The sequence below is a fragment of the Stappia sp. genome, from assembly GCF_965276915.1.
Taxonomy (GTDB): Bacteria; Pseudomonadota; Alphaproteobacteria; order Rhizobiales; family Stappiaceae; genus Stappia.
The window spans coordinates 2171053-2189756 of sequence record NZ_OZ255709.1; the positions used below are offsets into that span (position 1 = coordinate 2171053).

The 18704-nt window shown below is 67.6% G+C and carries 17 protein-coding genes; 7 read left to right on the plus strand and 10 right to left on the minus strand.

The window, feature by feature from the left end; translation table 11 throughout:
• Nucleotides 1-28 precede the first annotated feature (28 nt).
• The 6 genes from ACQY46_RS10155 to ACQY46_RS10180 all read right to left on the minus strand — a co-directional run bounded on the left by ACQY46_RS10155 (nucleotide 29) and on the right by ACQY46_RS10180 (nucleotide 6618).
• Nucleotides 29-802, minus strand: coding sequence for an ABC transporter ATP-binding protein (locus ACQY46_RS10155; protein WP_428700117.1), 774 nt, complete (start codon nucleotides 800-802; stop codon nucleotides 29-31).
• Complete coding sequence (locus ACQY46_RS10160; RefSeq protein ID WP_428700118.1) at nucleotides 799-2559, minus strand: ATP-binding cassette domain-containing protein; 1761 nt, start codon at nucleotides 2557-2559, stop codon at nucleotides 799-801. The genes ACQY46_RS10155 and ACQY46_RS10160 overlap by 4 nt, the downstream gene beginning before the upstream one ends.
• Entirely contained in the window at nucleotides 2556-3596 is a 1041-nt protein-coding gene (locus ACQY46_RS10165; RefSeq protein WP_428700119.1) for a branched-chain amino acid ABC transporter permease, read from the minus strand. The genes ACQY46_RS10160 and ACQY46_RS10165 overlap by 4 nt, the downstream gene beginning before the upstream one ends.
• A 120-nt stretch (nucleotides 3597-3716) precedes the next feature.
• Complete coding sequence (locus ACQY46_RS10170) at nucleotides 3717-4871, minus strand: ABC transporter substrate-binding protein (protein ID WP_428700120.1); 1155 nt, start codon at nucleotides 4869-4871, stop codon at nucleotides 3717-3719.
• A 148-nt stretch (nucleotides 4872-5019) separates the two neighbouring features.
• Nucleotides 5020-5580, minus strand: coding sequence for a homoprotocatechuate degradation operon regulator HpaR (gene hpaR, locus ACQY46_RS10175; protein ID WP_428700121.1), 561 nt, complete (start codon nucleotides 5578-5580; stop codon nucleotides 5020-5022).
• Nucleotides 5581-5706: 126 nt separating this feature from the next.
• Nucleotides 5707-6618 (minus strand): LysR family transcriptional regulator, encoded by a 912-nt coding sequence (locus ACQY46_RS10180; protein ID WP_428700122.1) that lies wholly within the window; start codon nucleotides 6616-6618, stop codon nucleotides 5707-5709.
• A 138-nt stretch (nucleotides 6619-6756) separates the two neighbouring features.
• Here ACQY46_RS10180 and ACQY46_RS10185 point away from each other — a divergent pair, with 138 nt between their 5' ends.
• Both ACQY46_RS10185 and ACQY46_RS10190 read left to right on the plus strand, forming a co-directional pair.
• Nucleotides 6757-7941 carry a cytochrome P450 gene (locus ACQY46_RS10185; protein ID WP_428700123.1) on the plus strand — a complete coding sequence of 395 codons (1185 nt, stop codon included), beginning with the start codon at nucleotides 6757-6759 and terminating at the stop codon, nucleotides 7939-7941.
• Nucleotides 7942-8056: 115 nt separating this feature from the next.
• Nucleotides 8057-8380: a 2Fe-2S iron-sulfur cluster-binding protein gene (locus ACQY46_RS10190; RefSeq protein ID WP_428700124.1), complete on the plus strand. Its 324-nt coding sequence runs from the start codon at nucleotides 8057-8059 to the stop codon at nucleotides 8378-8380.
• 23 nt (nucleotides 8381-8403) lie between these two features.
• Here ACQY46_RS10190 and ACQY46_RS10195 read toward each other — a convergent pair whose 3' ends face one another.
• The gene (locus ACQY46_RS10195; RefSeq protein ID WP_428700125.1) at nucleotides 8404-8787 is read right to left on the minus strand and encodes a winged helix-turn-helix transcriptional regulator; all 384 of its coding nucleotides are present in this window, start codon (nucleotides 8785-8787) and stop codon (nucleotides 8404-8406) included.
• Nucleotides 8788-8935: 148 nt separating this feature from the next.
• Here ACQY46_RS10195 and ACQY46_RS10200 point away from each other — a divergent pair, with 148 nt between their 5' ends.
• Nucleotides 8936-9547 (plus strand): NAD(P)-dependent oxidoreductase, encoded by a 612-nt coding sequence (locus ACQY46_RS10200; protein ID WP_428700126.1) that lies wholly within the window; start codon nucleotides 8936-8938, stop codon nucleotides 9545-9547.
• 41 nt (nucleotides 9548-9588) lie between these two features.
• Nucleotides 9589-10221, plus strand: a complete 633-nt coding sequence (locus tag ACQY46_RS10205) for a DsbA family protein (RefSeq protein WP_428700465.1) — start codon at nucleotides 9589-9591, stop codon at nucleotides 10219-10221.
• A gap of 14 nt (nucleotides 10222-10235) precedes the next feature.
• Here the strand turns inward: ACQY46_RS10205 and ACQY46_RS10210 are convergent, their stop codons facing one another.
• Nucleotides 10236-12233 carry an acetyl/propionyl/methylcrotonyl-CoA carboxylase subunit alpha gene (locus ACQY46_RS10210; protein WP_428700127.1) on the minus strand — a complete coding sequence of 666 codons (1998 nt, stop codon included), beginning with the start codon at nucleotides 12231-12233 and terminating at the stop codon, nucleotides 10236-10238.
• 7 nt (nucleotides 12234-12240) lie between these two features.
• Complete coding sequence (locus ACQY46_RS10215) at nucleotides 12241-13800, minus strand: acyl-CoA carboxylase subunit beta (protein ID WP_428700128.1); 1560 nt, start codon at nucleotides 13798-13800, stop codon at nucleotides 12241-12243.
• Between the two features lie 106 nt (nucleotides 13801-13906).
• On the opposite strand from ACQY46_RS10215, the gene ACQY46_RS10220 reads away from it, so the two are divergent.
• The 3 genes from ACQY46_RS10220 to ACQY46_RS10230 all read left to right on the plus strand — a co-directional run bounded on the left by ACQY46_RS10220 (nucleotide 13907) and on the right by ACQY46_RS10230 (nucleotide 17716).
• On the plus strand, nucleotides 13907-15082 hold the full coding sequence (locus ACQY46_RS10220) for an acyl-CoA dehydrogenase family protein (RefSeq protein WP_428700129.1): 1176 nt from the start codon (nucleotides 13907-13909) through the stop codon (nucleotides 15080-15082).
• Nucleotides 15083-15168: 86 nt separating this feature from the next.
• Nucleotides 15169-15780 carry a TetR/AcrR family transcriptional regulator gene (locus ACQY46_RS10225; RefSeq protein ID WP_428700130.1) on the plus strand — a complete coding sequence of 204 codons (612 nt, stop codon included), beginning with the start codon at nucleotides 15169-15171 and terminating at the stop codon, nucleotides 15778-15780.
• 103 nt (nucleotides 15781-15883) lie between these two features.
• Nucleotides 15884-17716, plus strand: coding sequence for a glucosamine inositolphosphorylceramide transferase family protein (locus ACQY46_RS10230; RefSeq protein WP_428700131.1), 1833 nt, complete (start codon nucleotides 15884-15886; stop codon nucleotides 17714-17716).
• Here ACQY46_RS10230 and ACQY46_RS10235 read toward each other — a convergent pair.
• The gene (locus ACQY46_RS10235) at nucleotides 17643-18632 is read right to left on the minus strand and encodes a hypothetical protein (protein WP_428700132.1); all 990 of its coding nucleotides are present in this window, start codon (nucleotides 18630-18632) and stop codon (nucleotides 17643-17645) included. The genes ACQY46_RS10230 and ACQY46_RS10235 overlap by 74 nt on opposite strands.
• Between the last annotated feature and the right edge of the window lie 72 nt (nucleotides 18633-18704).

Genomic DNA, 18704 nt, shown 5'->3' on the forward strand with positions numbered 1-18704 from the left:
TGTCGTTGATCCACGTGAGGTTTTGCAACTATTGAACGGTGGTGCCGGCGCGCGCGGCGGCTTCCGGCGTCTCGCCCGGCTTTCCGCCAAAGCCGAGATAGGTTTCGATCAGCCGCCGGTCGGCGGCAAGGTCCGCGGCCGGGCCTTCCATGACGATGCTGCCGGCCTCCAGAACATAGCCGTGATCGGCGACCTGCAGGGCGGCGCGCGCGTTCTGCTCGACGATCAGGATGGAGACGCCGGCATCGCGCAGCGAGCGGACGATGGCGAACACCTCGCGCACGATCAGCGGCGCCAGTCCGAGGCTCGGCTCGTCGAGCATCAGGAGCTTCGGCCGCGCCATCAAGGCGCGGGCGATGGCCAGCATCTGCCGTTCTCCGCCCGACAGGGTGCCGGCGAGCTGGTTGCGGCGCTCGCGAAGCCGGGGAAAGCGGTCGTAGACATCGCCAAGATCCTCCTCGCGGCTGCCGTCGCGAACGCGCCGCCGGCTGTAGGCGCCAAGCAGGAGATTGTCGGCAACGCTCATCTCGCCGAACAGCTCGCGTTTTTCCGCGACCAGGCACAGGCCCTGCTCCACCCGTTCCTCCACCCCGTCGCCGGTGATGTCGCGGCCTTCGAGGCGCATGCCGCCGCTGCAGGGCAGGAGCCCCATCAAGGCGTTGAGCAGCGTGGTCTTGCCCGCCCCGTTCGGGCCGATCACGGTGGCGATGGCGCCCGGCTTCACCTGCAGGCAGACGCCCTGCACGGCAAGCACCTTGCCATGCGAGACCGAGATATCCGTGACCTCCAGTAGCGCGCTCATGCGACGGCTCCCAGATAGGCGTCCTGGACCTTGCCGTTGTTCTGGATGTCCGCCGGCACGCCTTCGGCGATTTTCTGGCCGAAATCCATGACGACCAGCCGGTCCACCAGGTTCATGACGAAGTCCATGTCGTGCTCGACGATCAGGATGGTGAGGCCTTCGCCCTGCAGCCGCTTCAGCACGCCGGCGAGCTCCTGCTTCTCGTGGTGGCGCAGGCCGGCGGCCGGCTCGTCGAGCAAGAGCAGCACCGGGTCGGCGGCGAGCGCGCGGGCGATCTCCAGGATGCGCTGCTGGCCAAGCGCGAGGCTGCCCGCGTCCTGTTGCAGGTATTCGCCGAGCCCGACGCGCTCCATCTGCCGCTTTGCCTCCGCCAGAAGCGATTGCTCCTCGGCCCGGTCGAGGCGAAGGATCGCCGGGAGCATGCCCTTGCGGCTCCTGAGATGGGCCCCGACGGCGACATTCTCCAGCGCCGACATGTCGGACTTGAGCTGCACGTGCTGGAACGTGCGGGCGACGCCCGCCCGTGCGATGGCGCGCGAGGGCAGGGTGTCGATGCGCGTGTCGGCGAAGCGGATCTCGCCGGCGGAGGGGCGCAGCACGCCGGTCAGCAGGTTGAACAGCGTCGACTTGCCGGCGCCGTTGGGGCCGATGACGCCGACGATCTCGCCGGCCGAGACGTCGAAGGAGACCTCGTTGACCGCTATGAGCCCGCCGAAATGCCGCCGCAGGCGATCGGCCCGCAGCAGCTTCGTTCCGGCCGCCGGCTTGACGCGTCGCGGCAGCGGTGCTGCGGCATCGTCCACGACAAGCGGCGGCCTGGCCGGTGCCAGGCGCAGCAGATAGGGCATCAGGCCCTGCGGCGCGCGCTGCAGGATCAGCACCATCAGGAGGCCGAAGATGATGCTCTCCGCCGCGCCGCCGCTGCCGAGCAGGCCGGGGACGATGTCCTGCAGTCCGTCGCGCACCAGAATGAGGGCGGCGGCGCCGGCCACCGCGCCCCACAGGTTCGCCGCGCCGCCGATCACCGCCATGAACAGGTACTCGATGCCGATATTGAGGCCGAAGGGGGAGGGGTTCACGAACTGGATCAGGTGGGCATAGAGCCAGCCGGAGATGCTGGCAAGGAGCGCCGCGTGGATGAAGATCGCGGTCTTCAGCCGCGCCGTGTCGACGCCGAAGCTTTCCGCCATCACCCGGCGACCGCGCAGGCAGCGCACCGCCCGCCCGTCGCGCGAGCCGATCAGGTTGTGGACCGAAAGCAGGGAAACGAGGACGAAGGCCCAGATCAGCCAGGTGTAGGACGCACCCGACAACGGCATGCCGAAGAGGCTCAGGCCCGGTATGCCGGTCATGCCGTTGTGTCCGCCGAGCACCTCCATGTTGCCGGCGAGAAAGACCAGGCTGAGGCTCCAGGCGATGGTCGACAGCGGCAGGTAGTGGCCGGACAGGCGCAGCGTTATGGCGCCGATGAAGGCTGCCGCCACGCCCGCCACCATGAGCCCGGCGAAAAGCGTCAGCCAAGGCGAGAGGCCGTAGGAGGTGGTCAGGAACGCGGTGGCGTACGCGCCCATGCCCACGAAGGTCGCCTGGCCGAAGGATGTCAGCCCGCCGATGCCGGTCAGCAGGACGAGGCCGGTGACCACGATCGCGGCCAGCCCGACGAAGTTCATCAAGGTGAGCTGGTAGGAGGTGAGCACGAGCGGCGCCGCCAGGATTGCCACAAGCGGGGCGGCAACGAAAAGATGACGAGGTGTCATTCCTCGTTCTCCTCCAGGTCAGTGGCCTTCAGGCTGCGCCACAGCAGCATCGGGATGAGCAGGGAAAAGACGATGACGTCCTTGAACACGCTCGCCCAGAAGGACGCGTAGGATTCCAGCAGGCCGATGCCGATCGCGCCGAGTGCGGCCAGCGGATAGGACACCAGCCCGCCGAGGATGCCGGCGACGAAGCCCTTCAGGCCGATCAGGAAGCCCGTGTCGTAATAGACCGTCGTCAGCGGCGCGATCAGCAGGCCGGAGATCGCGCCGATCAGACCGGCGAGGACAAAGGCCAGCATGCCGGCGCTCGCGGTGCGGATGCCGACGAGCCGGGCGCCGGTGCGGTTGAACGCGGTGGCGCGCAGCGCCTTGCCCCTGAGCGTCGTGCCGAAGAAGAACGCCATGGCGACGATCATGCCCAGCGACGCGCCGATGACGAAGAGCGCCTGGAGCGACAGCGAGATGCCGGCAAGCTCGACGCGTCCGGCCAGAAGCGCCGGGCTGCGCACGCCTTCGGCGCCGAAGAACACGAGGCCGAGGCCTGTCAGCACGTAGTGGACGGCCATCGCGACGATGAGCAGGACAAGCACCGAGGCATTGGCGAGCGGGCGGAAGGCGATGCGGTACATCAGCGGTCCGAGCGGAACCACCAGCAGCAGTGTCATCGCGAGATCGAACCAGAGGCCGGGCCTCAGCGGCACGGTGATCCAGGCCAGTCCCGCCACGGCCGCCGGCAGCACCGCATAGGCGACCGCCGTGCGGATGCTGCCCTCGTGTCCGCCCGGGCGCCGCGCGGCGAGAAGTTCCATCGTCGCGGCGACAAGGCCCGCGCCGAGCAGCAGCCAGACGATGCCGGGAACCTCGCCGCTGCGGACCGCGGCCAGCGTCAGGGCGGAATAGGCGACGATCTCGCCCTGCGGGATCAGGATGATCCGCGTCACCGAGAAGACCATGACGAGCACCAGCGCCAGCAGGGCGTAGATGGCGCCGTTGGTCAGGCCGTTTTGTGCCAGCAGCACGGCGATTGTCGAATTCATGGGGGCAGCTCCGTCCCGCATCGGTCAGGCGGTCATGGCACGGGCACGGGAACGGCATCCCGTCCGGCGAGAGGTCCGGTGCCCGCACGCGGGCACCGGCGTTGTATCCGGGCGGAAGCGTCAGTCGCGCGGGACGTAAATCCACTTGCCGTCTTCGATGCGCACCAGAACCTGGGCCCGGAGATCTGTGCCGTTGTGGTTGCCGGGGCTCATGTTGAAGACGCCCTGGGCGCCGACCATCTCGCTGGTCTGCTCGGCCGCCGCGCGCAGCGCCTCGCGGAAGGCTTCGGTGCCGGGTTCCGCCGTCTTGCGCGCTTCCGGAACGGCGGCGGAGACCACCAGGAAGGCATCCCACACGGTCGCGCCGAAGAGCGAGCGCGTGCCTTCGCCGTACCTGCTTTCATAGGCCGCGACATATTCGAGCGCGACCGGCTTCACCACGTTGTCGTCGGCAAGCTGCTCGGCGACGAGCGCGGGAGAAACCGCAAGCATGACGCCGTCGAGGGCCGCGCCGCCGACGCGCAGCACGTCCGGATTGGCCATGCCCTGGTTGACATAGATGGCGCCGTCATAGCCCTGGGCGCGCAGTTCGAGCACCGGCGTCACGCCGGGCGTGCCGGAGGCGCCGATGATGACCGCGTCCGGATTGGCGGAGATCACCTGGAGGACCTGCGCGGTGACGCTCGTGTCCCTGGCGTTGTAGCGCTCGTCCGCCACCACCTCGAAACCGCTTTCCGTCGCCACCGCCTTGAAGGCGCCGATGAAGGAATCGCCGAAGGCGTCGTTGAAGCCGATGAAACCGACCGTCCGGTTGCCGTCGTCCTTCATCTGGCCGAACACATAGGCGGCCATCGTCGGTTCCTCGGGGGCAAGCTTGAAGGCCCAGGTCTTGGGTCCCTCGACAGGCTTGGCGATGACCGCCGAACCGGCGGCCGAGATCATCGGCGTCTTGCCGGCGGCGATCGTCTCGATGATGGCGAGCGAGGTCGGCGTGATCGAGGGGCCGATGATGACGTCGACCTTTTCCTCGTCGATCAGCTTCTTGGCCGCGCGCACCGCATTGGTCGGATCGCTGGCGTCGTCGAGGATGATGAACTCGACCGCTTCGCCGTCGATGGTGCGCGGCAGCACGTCGATCGTGTTCTTTTCCGGAATGCCCAGCGAGGCCGCCGGTCCGGTCAGCGACAGGATGGCGCCGATCTTGATGTCCGCCTGGGCGCCCGTCGAGGCCGCCAGAGATGCGGCCGCAACAAGGCCGATGATCTGAATACGCATGTTTTCCTCCCAGAAAGAGCGCTTTCGGAGAGCGGTAACCAGGCGCAATGCCGATCCGGATCTCTCTCCACGGGAAATGTAATTAACATGTTCATTTATTTTTCGCAACGGAGCTGCTGCCGATCCGGGTGGCGGTGTCGGGAAGGCGCTAGTCGTCGGATTTGCGCGGCGGGACGGCGACCGGCGCGGCTGAAAGGTCGATCGGCTCGGCCAGGATCGCCTCGAGGTCCCTCAGCATTCCCTGCAGTTCCGCAAGCTTTTCGGCGCCGTAGCGACTGGTGATCTCTGCATAGATCGCTTCCGAGTGAACGCCGGCCTGGTCGATCAGGTGGCGCCCCTCGACGGTGATCGAGATGATCCCCCGCCGCATGTCCTGCGGGGAGGTGCGGCGCAGGATAAGTTTCCGTTCCTCAAGGTCTTTCAGGATTCTGGACAGGGACGGAGGGAGCAGGAACGTCGCCTCCGCCAGCGCCATCACCTCGATGGTTTCCACCGCGGTCAGGGCGCGCAGGACGCGCCATTGCTGCTCGGTGATGCCGAAGTGATGCAGGCCCGGCCGGAAGTGGCGCATCACCGCCTCGCGTGCCTTCAAAAGCGACATCGGCAGCGAGCGCGAGAAATCGCGCAGCCTGGCGCGCGATCCCGGCTTTGCGGTCGCTGCCCCGGCACCTGCGTCCCTGTTGATATCGGGATTGCCGCCCTCTTTCATCGATTGTCTCCGCTTGCTCCGCATGCACGCGGGCCGTTAGTTCACATGATAACCTAATTTGTGGCGATAGATCCCGCCAGCGCCGTGAACCCGAAAAGCGCCTCGTCCGGGGTGGCGAGAGCGTGTTCAGGCACGGGCGACGAGCGTCTCCTTGCAGAAGCCGCGAAAGGCTTCGGCGCGGCGCGTCAGTCTCGCCGACCTGGCCCAGGCAAGAACCACCTGATAGCGGCTCGCCAGTCCGCTGACGTAGCGGGTCACCACCGGGCTGCCATCGTAGCTGGTGTCGAGCGCCGGCTTCTGGATCAGCATCGTATATCCCAGTCCGCGCGCCGCGAGCGAGCGCGCCAGTTCGAAATTCGATGTCCGGTAGACGATCCGCGGTTGCACGCCGGCCTGGGCGAAGACCTCGAACGTGTTGCTCGCCGCCGGCGCGAGCTCGAACAGGATGAAGGGTTCGCCGGCAAGATCGCGCAGGTCGACCTCCTCCCGGTCCGCCAGCGGATGGTCCTTGTGCAGCACGACGTGGGGGCGCAGTTCGTAAAGCCGCTCGCGCTCGACGTCGTCGCCGAGGCCGAACTCGTAGAGCAGGGCAAGCTCGCAGATGCCGGCGCGCAGCTCCGCCCGGATCCGGTCGGCCGAACCTTCCATCAGTTCCAGCTCGATTGCCGGATGCTGCTGCATGAAGCCGGAGAAAAGGCGCGGTACGAGCATCGGCGCCATGGTCGTGTAGCACCCGACGGCAAGCCGTCCGGCCAGCCCCTGGTCCCAGCCGCTGGCGGCGGCATAGAGGTCGTCGGCGGCATCGAGGACGGCGCGGGCCTCGCCGAGCAGGCGTATCCCGGCCGCCGTCAGGCTGGCCCCGAGCGACCGCCGGCGCGCCAGGAGCGGCGTCCCGAGTTCCGTTTCAAGGTCGGTGAGCGCCTGCGAGAGCGCTGTCTGGGAGATGTTGAGCCGTTCCGAAGCGGCCCGGATCGAGCCCGCCTCGGCGATGGCGAGGAAGTAGCCGATCTGCCTGAGCGAAAAGCGCGGGATCTGCATGGCGGGCACCTTCCCCTGAAAAACAGGCTTAGTAATACGATTAAATCTGTTTTACATGTTTTCTATCTCCCGCAACACTCTGCCGTGAAGAAGACGGAGCCAGGAAAAGGCTCCGCTTGCGATGCGGAGGAGACTGCGATGGAGGCGAAGGTTGCAAGGCCGGGCGAAGGCGTGCGGCTCACCGATCTTTGGGACGATCCCTATCCCGTCTACGAGCGGCTCCGGCGGGAGGAGCCGGTTGCCTGGGTGCCGGCCGCCAACCGCTATCTGGTCACCCGTCATGCGGACATCGTGACGCTGGAGCGCCAGCCCGAAATCTTCAGCGCCGATGAGGAAAAGTCGCTGATGAAGCGCGTCATGGGGCATTCGCTCCTGCGCAAGGACGGGCCGAGCCATCGCCGAGAGCGCATCGCCTGCGAACCGGCGCTGCGGCCGGCGACGGTGAAGACCCACTGGATGCCCGAGTTCCGCCGCATCGTCGACGAACTCATCGACGGCTTCATCGGGGAGGGCGAGGCCGACCTGTTCGACCGGTTCGCCGCCCCTTGCGCGGCCCTGTCGCTGGCCGGCATGCTCGGCCTGACCAATGTCGACCAGAAGGACCTGCGCGAGTGGTCGCAGGCGATGATGGACGGCACCGGCAACTATGCCGACGACCCGGATATCTGGCGCCGTTCGGAGGCCGCCGCCGCCGGTGTCGACGCGGCGCTCGACGAGATGATCCCCTACCTCCAGCGCAACCCGGACCGCTCGCTGGTCTCCTGCATGCTGCATGCGGAGGACCCGCTGAACCGGGAGGAGATCGCCGCCAACGTCAAGGTGATCATCGGCGGCGGCCTCAACGAGCCGCGCGATGCGATCGCGACCGCCGCCTTCGCGCTTCTCGCCGATCCGGCGCAGCGCGCCGCGGTCGAGGCCGATCCCGCCCTGTGGCGGGCCGTTTTCGAGGAAACCGTGCGCTGGGTCTCGCCGATCGGCATGTATCCGCGCCAGACCACCTGCGAGGTGGAACTGGGCGGCACCCTGCTGCCGGCGGGCGCTCGGATCGGTGTCGTGCTGGCGTCGGGCAACCGCGACGAGAGCGTCTTCGACAGGGCCGACGCCTTCGACATTCACCGGGCGAAGAAGCCGCATGTCGCTTTCGGCGGTGGCCCGCATTTCTGCCTTGGTGCCTGGGCGGCGCGGGTGCAGGTGGGCGAGGTCGCGCTGCCGGCCCTGTTCGGCCGGCTGAAGAACCTGCGGCTTGCAGACGAACCGCCGGTGCGCTTTGGCGGCTGGGTCTTCCGCGGTCCCCTCAACCTGCCCTGCCGGTGGGATGCGTGAGCCGCGCCGGGGCCGTCCGGCCGCTATCGGCTTCGACCTGAAGGTCCGGCGCGCGGCCGCATGACAGGCGGCGCCACGGCCCCGCCCGCCCCCGATATCCCTTGCGAGGTTTGCCATGCCCAGCATCACCTATATCCAGCCCGACGGATCGAGCCGCACGCTCGACGTGCCGGCCGGCACCAGCATCATGCAGGCGGCGGTTTCGAACGATGTCGCCGGCATTGTCGGCGAATGCGGCGGCTCGGCCATGTGCGCCACCTGCCATGTTCACGTCGAGCCGGGTCACGACGCGGCGCTCCCGCCGATCTCCGAAAACGAAGCTGAAATGCTCGACTTCGCCGCCTCGGGGCGGCAGGAAAACAGCCGTCTGGGCTGCCAGGTCTTGCTCACCGAGGAACTGGACGGGCTGGCGGTCCGGGTGCCCGACACGCAGGTTTAGGAAATCTCGGGCTCCGCCGGCGGTCAGGCCGGTTCCCTGGCGGAGTAGTCGGCCCGCGCCTCGCAGATTGCCGCATGATGGGTGTCCGCCCAGGCGATCAGGCCCTTCATCGGCTCCAGGAAGGAGCGTCCGAGCCCGGTCAGCTCGTACTCCACCCGCGGGGGAACCTCCGCGTAGACCGTGCGGTGGACGAAGCCGTCATGCTCCAGCCGCCGCAGGGTCTTGGACAGCATCTGCTTGGAAATGTCGTCGATCTGTCGCGAGATCGCGTTGAAGCGCAAGGTCCCGCCGGCCAATGCGTCGAGCACAAGCAGGCTCCATTGGTCGCCGATCCTGTCCAGCACGTCGCGTATCGGGCAGGGTTGCTCGAAGGAGCGGGACTTGGGGAGTTCGGTTTCAGTGATCATGCGAGGTCCTTTCCTGCCAGCGCCAAGGGTCACGCCGCGATGACCATGTCGCGAAAAGATGACTTCTTGCGGGTTTGACGCGTCCGTCCTAACTGGGTTTCAGTCTGGATAATAGACCAGATCCGATTTTGAAACCAAAGGATGAAACATGACACATGTTGCGCTGATCGGCGCATCCGGCAATGCCGGAGCGCGCATCCTCAAGGAACTCTCCGACCGGGGCCACAAGGTGACGGCGATTGCCCGCAATCCGGAGCGCATCGCGGCGCTGCCGGGCGTGACGGCGGCGAAGGGCGATGTCTACGACGCCGAAGGCCTTGCCGCTCTTCTGAAAGGGCATGATGCGGTGATCAGCTCGGTGCATTTCAGCGTCAGCGATCCGGCCATCCTCCTGCAGGCCGCGCGTGCCTCGGGCGTCAGGCGCTATCTGGTCGTCGGCGGTGCCGGCAGCCTTGAGGTGGCGCCGGGCCAGAGGCTGGTCGACCAGCCGGACTTTCCGGCCGAATACAGGGAAGAGGCCCTCGGCGGCGCGCGTTTCCTTGATCTGCTGAAGAGCGCGGACGATCTCGACTGGACCTTCCTGTCCCCGTCCGCGATGTTCGTGCCGGGCGAGCGCACCGGCCGGTTCCGGCTTGGCAAGGACGCGCTTCTGGCGAACGAGACCGGCAGCAGCATCTCCTTCGAGGACTATGCCATTGCCATGGTCGACGAGATCGAGACGCCGAAGCACTCGCGTCAGCGTTTCACCGTCGGTTACTGACGTCACAGGCAGGGACAGGGACCATGGAGACCGTGTCGATGATGCATCTGGATTATATCTTCGATCCCCTGTGCGGCTGGTGCTACGGCGCATTGCCGGCCATCGTGCAGGCCGACCGGCACCCGGACATCTCGGTTGAACTGGTCCCTTCCGGCCTGTTTGCGGGCGAGGGCGCCTTCCCGATGAATGCCGGGTTTGCCGCGCATGCCTGGGAGGCGGACCAGCGCATCGCCAGTCTGAGCGGGCAGCCCTTCAGCGAGGCCTATCGCGCCAATGTGCTGGGCGGCAACGCGTCCCGCGTCGATTCCGGGCCAGCAACGCTGGCCCTGACGGCGGTGCGCCTCACCGCTCCGGAGCGCGAGCTGGAGGCGCTCTCCGCCATCCAGCGCGTCCGCTACGTGGCGGGCAGGGACAATGGCGATCCCGTTGTCGTTGCGGAGGTTCTGGAGGATATGGGACTGGACGAGGCGGCGAACCTCTTCGCCGCCCCGGACGAGAAGCTTGTCCAGGCCAATCGCGAGCGCATCGGGACCGGGCGCGCCGGGATGGCCCGCTTCGGCGCGCGCGGCGTGCCAGCCCTCGTCCTGGACAAGGGCGGGGCGCGTCGCCTCATCGGGACGGACGTGCTTTACGGCGATCCGGACGCGCTTTTCGCCAGGCTCGAGGCGGCCTGACATCCACGCCCGGCTCAGGTCTCGTCGGGGTCGAGCGTGACCAGAACCGCGCCGGCATCGAGCGTATCCCCGGCCGCCGCCCTGACAGTGGTGACGGTGCCGGGCGCGGCCGCTTTCAGGTCGATCAAGAGTTTCATCGATTCCATCACCGCCAGCGTGTCGCCCTTTGCCACCCTGTCGCCCGGACGAACGCTGATCGAGACGAGCAGTCCCGGCATCGGTGTCGTGATGCGGTCCGCCGCGCCCGCACCTTCTCCGGCCTGGCCGGCATCGAAGTCGCCGGCCGCAATGATCCGGTGGACGGCATCATGGCGCGCGCTCCACAGATGAACGGTGTCGCCAGGCGTGAGCGCGCCGACCGTCTCGAACCGGCCGTCCACTGAAACGGCAAGTGTCGTCCCGTCCCGCCATTCAGCGGAAATCTCTCGTGTCTCGCCGCCATGCGTCACCGCAAAGGGGCTCGCGCGACCGTCGATCGTCACCCGAGCGTCGGGCCGGTCGGCATCGAGATAGGTGGCGCGGGCTGGGCTGCCGGCCTTGGCAAGGAGGCGAAAGCCGCCAAGCGCCTGCCAGGGAGAGGCGGGCCGTGCAGGGGAAAGGCCGGGCCGGTCTCGCAGATGCCGGGCAAGGGCCGCGAGGACAAGGCTGTCGGCCGTGTCTTCCGCCTGCCAGCCGTCCGGCCACTCCTGCATGAGGAAACCGGTGGTCGCGCGTCCCTCGGCGAAGCAGGGCCGCTGGACGGCATCGCGCAGAAACATGCGGTTGGTCGTCACTCCGGCGATTGCCGTTCGCTCCAGCCCGGCGGCAAGCTTGCGGCGGGCCTCGTCCCGGTCGCGGCCGTGGGCGACGAGTTTGGCGATCATCGAATCGTAGAAGACACCCACCGTCGATCCGGCCTCTATGCCGCTGTCGCAGCGCAGGTCCGGGGACGGGCGCCAATGCACGATCTCGCCGGTTTGCGGGCGAAACCCTGCGCCGGCATCCTCCGCCGTCAACCGTGCCTCGATGGCGTGACCGGTGGCACGGATCTCGTCCTGTGCGAAAGGCAGCGCCTCCCCGGCGGCAACGCGCAGCTGCATCTCGACCAGGTCGATCCCGGTGATCTCCTCGGTGACGGTGTGCTCCACCTGCAGGCGCGTGTTCATCTCCAGGAAAAAGAAATCCCCGCTCGCCCCATCCATGATGAACTCGGCCGTTCCGGCATTGTCGTATCCGATGGCCCGGCCGAGCCTGAGGGCGGCCGAAAAAAGCCGCTCGCGGGTCTTCTGATCGAGGTTCGGGGCCGGTGCTTCCTCCAGCAGTTTCTGGTGGTTGCGCTGGACCGAGCAGTCGCGCTCGAAGAGATGGAGGAGGTTGCCATGGGCATCGCCGAGAAGCTGGACCTCGATGTGGCGCGGGTTCCGGACGAGCTTTTCGACAAGCAGCCGGCCGTCGCCGAAGGCACGCTCCGCCTCGCTCCTGGCGGAGGCGATGGCGGAGGCAAGCTCCGCTTCGGCGAAGACGGCGCGCATGCCCTTGCCGCCGCCGCCGGCACTGGCCTTGACCATCACCGGCAGGCCGATCCTGCGGGCTGCGGCGACAAGCGCGGCGTCGCTCTGGTCGTCGCCCGAATAACCGGGAACGCAGGGCACGCCTGCCGCTTCGGCGATCCGCCTGGCCTCGATCTTCGATCCCATGGCGGTGATCGCGGCAACATGCGGACCGACCCAGATGAGGCCGTTCTGCGCGCAGGTCCGGGCGAGGTCCGGCCGTTCGGAGAGAAAGCCGTAGCCCGGATGGATCGCGGCGGCGCCCGTCGCCCTTGCGGCCGCCATGATGCGCTCGACCCTGAGATAGCTCTCGCTCGCTGGGGAGGCACCGATAGGCACGGCCTGGTCCGCCATCCGCACATGCAGGGCATCGCGGTCGGCGTCGGAATGGACCGCGATGGTGCGCAACCCGAGACGGCGCGCGGTGCGGATGATGCGGCAGGCGATCTCGCCGCGATTGGCGATCAGAAGGCTGTCGAACATGGAGGCCTCACATCCTGTAGACCGGACGCGGGCCGGTGTCCCGCGGCTCTCCGGCGGAAAGCGCCAGGCAAAGGCCCATGACGTCGCGGGTCTGGTCCGGCTCGATGATGCCGTCGTCCCAGAGCCTCGCGGTGGCGTAATAGGGATCGGACTGTTCCTCGAACTGGGCCCGCGTCCGGCGGTCCAGTTCGGCGATATCGGCTTCGCTTGCCGCGCTTGTCAGGCTGGCGCGGCGCAACTCCGTGACGACCGTCGACGCGACATCCGGGCTCATCGTCGCGATGCGTGCGTTCGGCCAGGAGAACAGGAAGCGCGGACGGAAGCCGCGCCCGCACATGCCGTAATTCCCCGCGCCATAGGAGCCGCCGACGATCACCGTGAGTTTGGGCACGCGTGCGTTGGAGACCGCGTAGACGAGCTTGGCGGAATGCTTGGCAATGCCGCCGCGCTCCGCCGCCGTGCCGACCATGAAGCCGGTGATGTTCTGCAGGAACAGGAGCGGGATCTGCCGCTGGTCGCACAACTCGATGAAATGGGCGCCCTTCAGGGAGCTTTCCGAAAACAGCGCCCCGTCATTGGCAAGGATCCCGACCGGATAGCCGTGCAGATGGGCAAATCCGGTGATCAGCGTCGCGCCATAGTCGGGCTTGAACTCCGAAAGCCGCGATCCGTCCACCATCGAACAGATCAGCGCGCGCATGTCGGCGGGGCGCTTCAGGTCCACCGGCGCATGATCGGACGGGGTGCCGAAGGCGGGCGAGGGCGGTGTGCCGGCCTGCGTCGGCGGCGCGATCCGGCGGCCCTCGCCGAGATGGGCGACAATCTCGCGCAGTTTGCGCAGTGCGCTTTCCTCGTCGGCCGCGACATGATCGCTGACGCCGGAAACGCTGGTGTGCATGTCGGCGCCGCCCAGCGTTTCGCCGTCGACGATCTCGTTGATCGCCGCCTTGACGATGGGCGGTCCGCCAAGGTGGATGCGCCCCGTGCCCCGCACCATGATCACCTGGTCGCTGAGCGCCGGGATATAGGCGCCGCCCGCCGTGCAGCCGCCGAAAACGACGGAGATCTGCGGCAGCCCTTGCGCCGACATCTGGCACTGCCGCCAGAAGGCGCCGCCGAAATGGTCCTTGTCGGGAAACACCCGGTCCTGCTCGGGCAGGAAGGCGCCGCCGCAATCGACCAGATAGATCACCGGCAGGCGGTTTTCCTGCGCGATCTCCTGGGCGCGGGCATGTTTGCGCACCGTCTCTGCGAAGAAGGAGCCGCCTTTCACCGTCGCGTCATTGGCGATGATCATGCAAGGCCGGTCGTGGATCAGGCCGATGCCGGTGACGATGCCGGCGCCCGGAACCTCGCCGCCGTAAAGCCCGTGGGCGGCCAGCGGCGACAGCTCCAGGAAGGCGGTGCCGGGATCGAGGGCGAACTCGATGCGCTCGCGCACGAACCACTTGCCGCGCTCGGTGTGGCGGGCGCGGAACTTCTCGCCGCCCCCTTGCGAGGCGGCGGCGTGCTTCGCCCGCAAGTCCTCGACCAGTTTTCCGATTGCCGGCGTCTCGATGTCGGGCACGGCGCGCCTCCCTTGCCACTATCCGGTTTGACGTTCTGTCTAACGTTCGTTAGAAATTATGTCAAACGACAGGGCCTGAAACCGGCCGGACAGAAGGGCAGGGAACATGAAGGCGACACTCGGATTTGACGCGACAACGGCCAGCAGCTTCTTCTTCGAGGAGGAGCACCACATGCTGCGGGCGCAGGTGCGCCGCTTCGTCGAGGAAGAGATCAAGCCGCATGCCGGCCAGTGGGAAAAGGACGGGCTGACCCCGCGCGCCGTCCTGCGCAAGATGGGCGAGCTGGGCTTCTTCGGCATCCGCTATCCGGCGGAATATGGCGGTTCCGACATGGACGAGCGGGCGACGGTGGTCCTCGCCGAGGAGCTTGGCCGCTCGACCTATGCGGGCGTTGCGATCACCGCGCTGGTCCATACCGACATGGCCTCGGTCCACGTCTTCAATGCCGGCAGCGCGGCGCAGAAGGCGCGCTACCTGCCCGGCGTGATTTCAGGCGAACTCATCACGGCGGTCGCGGTGACGGAGCCGGATGCCGGCTCCGACGTGAAGGGCATCCGGACCACGGCGCGGCGCGAGGGCGACCACTATTTGCTCAACGGTTCCAAGATGTTCATCACCAACGGCGTTCATGCGGACCTTTATTGCGTGGCGGCGAAGACCGAGGCGGCCGGCCCGGCGAGCCAGTCGGTGACCATGTTCCTGGTGGAGAAGGACACGCCCGGCTTCCGTGTTTCGCGGGCGCTCGACAAGCATGGCTGGCGCAGCTCCGACACGGCCGAGCTTTCCTTTGTCGACGCGCGCGTGCCGGCGGACGCCGTGCTCGGCGAGGAGGGGCGCGGCTTCTACGCCATCATGAAGAACTTCCAGAACGAGCGGCTCGTGCTTGGCGCCATGTCGATGGGCGAGGCGCAGGCGGCGATCGAGCTGACCGTGGATCATGCCCGCGAACGCAAGGCGTTCGGCGCCCCCTTGTGGGAAAAACAGGTGATCCGCCAGCGGCTTGCGGAACTCGCGACCCGGGTCGAGGCCGGGCGGCAGATGATCTATGCAACGGCTGCCCGCTCCGCCGCCGGTGAGGATCTCGTGCGCGAGGTGTCGATGATCAAGTCCTATTGCGGCGAACTGGTCAACGAGGTCATGTATGCCTGCGTCCAGTTCCATGGCGGCATGGGCTTCATGAGCGAGAGCACGATCGAGCGCATGGCGCGCGACGCCCGGGTGCAGTCGATCGGCGGCGGGGCGACCGAGGTGATGCTGGAAGAGGTCGCCAAGCGCATGTGAGGCGCGCGGCGCTTGTCGCAATGCGACAAGTTTGACGCAGAATTTGCGTCAAACTCGCCAAAAATTGTCGAAATGGAGAGTCATTTTTGATCGAGGAAACGACGCTGCGGAAGCCGACGCGGAAGGCGCAGGTGGCGCGCCACGAGATCCTGACGGTTGCCGCCCGGATGATGCGCGAGCGCGGCTATGCCGAGACGTCGCTGCGCGATCTGGCGGCCGAGGTCGGCATGAAGGCCGGCAGCCTCTATTACCACTTCTCCTCGAAGGAGGAGCTGGCCTGCGAGGTGATGCGGGCCGGCGTCGAGATCGTCTCCGAGGCGGTGACGCAAGGGCTGGAAGAGGCCGGGGATATCCCGCCGAGGGACCGGCTTGTCACGGCGCTGCGTATCCACCTTCAGAGCCTGCAGTCGGCGAGCGACTTCGCCTCCGCCCATATCCGCTGTTATCCCTTCGTGCCCCCGGCCGTGCAGGCGGAACTGAAAGAGGTGCGCCGCGCCTATGACAAGGTCTGGAGCGGCATCATCCGCGCCTATCTGGGGCCGGACGCCGATGCCAACCGGGTGCGCTACCTGCGTCATGCGCTGATCGGTGCGCTGAACTGGTCGCTGGAATGGTTCGCCCCCGAAAGGGACGATGTCGCGGGCTATGTCGAAACGCTTGCGCGGCTGCTGCCGGGGGAGCCGGGCGGCCCTGCCTGAACCCGCGCAAGCCGGCGCTTGCATCGCAGCGCCCGGTCGGACATGAACGAACGAGCCACCCCGAAGTTCCCGGCCGTCCGGCCGCCACAAGGCGCTGTCTTTCATGTCGCTGACCATCGTCACCGCCGCAGACGCGGCCTTTGCCCGAACGCTGGCGCAGTTCCTGAAAAGCGTCAGGCGGCACGGCATCGGGACGACCGCGCGGATCGCCGTCTACGACCTCGGGCTCGATCCGGCGGAGCGTGAAAGCCTTGCGGCGCGCTTTGCGTTCGCCGAGTTCCTGCCCTTCAGCCTGGTGCCCTATCCGGCGCATGTGGCGCCCGCCGCCGGCACCTATGCCTGGAAGCCGCTGGTCATCGCCGATGCGGCGGAGCGTTTCGGCGGCCGGCTCTTCTGGTTCGACAGCGCGACGCTGTTTCACGGCCCCCTCGACGCGCCGCTCGCCGAGCTTGACCGTCTCGGCACCTACACGCTTTCGGGCCAGTCGAACCTTGCCGAACGCTGCGCCGCCGAAATCCGTGACAGGCTCGCGGTGGAGCCGGAATTCCTCGACCGGCAAATCCGCGTCGGCGGCGTTGTCGGCCTTGATCTCGCCCGGCCCGCCGCGCGCGACCTGCTGATCGACTGGGCGGAGCTCTCGCTCGATCCGAAAGTGTTCATCCCGGCGCGGCCCGACCACAGCCACAATGCCGACCAGGCGATCCTCTCCATCCTGCTGTTCCGGGCGCAAAAGCGCGGCGATCTCACCCTCAACGCGGGCGACATCGACATCAGTTCGCCCTGGCCGGTGCGCTGGATGTCGTCGCGCAACAAGATCGACACAAGCCGCCCGGCCTGGACCGACCCGCTGCAGCGGCTCTGGCATCGCGCCTACAAGGCGGGAGACCGGCTCAACCTGCGCTGGCAGGACTTTTATCGCCGCCGGGTTCTGGGCCTGCACCGGTTCCCCAAGGAGCACTTCCAGACCTTCGTGATGCGTGCCGGCGACAGCGTTCCGACGCCTGTGCCAACGCCGGCCTTGAGCTACTATGCCGATCCCTTCCTGTGGCAGCGCGACGGGCGGACCTGGCTCTTCGTCGAGGAGTTCGAGTATCTCGAGCAGCGCGGCCGGCTGGTGGCGATGGAACTGGGCGAGGACCTGACGCCGGGCCCCGCGGTCCCCGTCCTGCCGATCCGCGAGCATGCGAGCTTTCCGTTCCTCTTCGAGGCGGAAGGCACGCTCTACATGCTGCCGGAGACCTGCGCGATGGGCGCGCTCGATCTCTATCAATGCGAGCGCTTTCCGGACAAATGGCGGCGGGTGCGCCGCATCTTCGAGGGGCGCGACGCGGTCGACAGCCTGCTTTTCCGGCACGAGGACTGGTGGTGGCTTGTCACCTGCGAGAAGCCGGCGGGAGCGGACGGGCCGCGCTGGCTGACCGCCTGCCGGGCGCGCGACCTCCTGTCGGGCGGTTTCCAGCCGCTGCCGGTCAATGACGAGAAGATCTTCGCCGACGCGAAAAACGGCCTCGGCCGGGGGGCGGGCGGCGTCTTTGCCGACGGCGACGGCCTGCTGCGGGTGATGCAGAAGAACACGGGCTATTACGGCCAGGGAACCGAGGTCCGGCGCATGGCCGGGCTGGAGACGGGCGATTATCGCGAGACGGCAGTGGGCGCGGGGCATCCGCTCGCCGATCTGGCGCGCCTTGCCTCGCCGCATCATGTCTCTATGGCCGGCGACACGGTCGCCTTCGACCTGCGCACCCGGCTCGGCTTCGTCTCGGGCCTGCCCTGGATCGGGCGCCGGCTCAACCGGCTCGACCCGGCCGCCAAGCGCTTTCTCGCCGGCGATCCGCACGTGCTTGCCGGGATCGCCGGGGCGGTCAGCCGGCTGGTGGACGAGACCCGGCCAGTCGATGGCCGCCGACCGTCCAGCGCTCGGCGAGATGGCGGATGACGATGGTGTTGTTGCGCGTTTCCGGCGTGCCCTCGCCGCGATTGACGAGGGCAAGGCTCGACGCCTTGTAGAAGGACATCCGGCTGATCATCTGGAACCCGGCGCGCCTTGCCGGGGCGACGTATTTCGGCGCCGCGCAAAACCCGGAGATCCACACGTCATCGACGAAGAAGGCTGCTTCCGGCGCGTCGCGATGGGCGAGCATCGCCTCCATTTCGGGAAAGAAGCGCGGCCGCACGAGGTAGCCGGAAAACCCTTGCAGGATGTCGATGGCGACGGGCTTGCGGATGCGCCGGGCACGGATCGGCGCGGGCGGCAGCATGAAGAGATTGCTGCGCAGCGTCGTCGAACGGTCGATGAAGTCGCCCGGCACCACCCAGCCCGAAAGGCCGAAGGCGGCATCCGGCTCCGCCGCCGCGTGGGCCGCGAGGTTTTCCAGAAAGTCCGGCGGATAGATCCGGTCGTCGTCGACGACGACGATGGCCGTCTCCTCCGGCACGCGCGTCAGTGTCGGGAAGAGCTTCGTCGCCGGGCCGAAATCCTTGCACCGCACGATGGTGACGCACCGGAGCGCCGCGAGCCAGTCCGGGATCTCGTAGCCGCAATTTTCCCGGCGCGAGTGTTCCGGCACGTTGAGGCGGATTTCCACCGGCGGCAGCGTCTGGTCGAGCAGGCTCTTGATCGTCATGGCGATATGGCCGATGCGGCTCGGGATCGTCGTCAGGCTGACAACGGGTCCGCGCTCGGTGGCTGCCGCCGCGCGGGCGTCAAGGTCGGCAATGTCGCGCCGCGCCAGACGGCGGGTGCGGATCAGGTCGGCAACCAGCGTCTCGCCCTCGAAGAAATCGTGCACGGCAACCGCTGTCGCGGCGCAGCCGCCGAGTGCTGCAAGGGCGAGCGGATAGGCGAGGGACATGGCGGCCTTTTCATGCGGGCGAGTGAAACGCCGGTCGGAACGGGGAGATTGCCGCCCGGCCGCGTCGTGTCA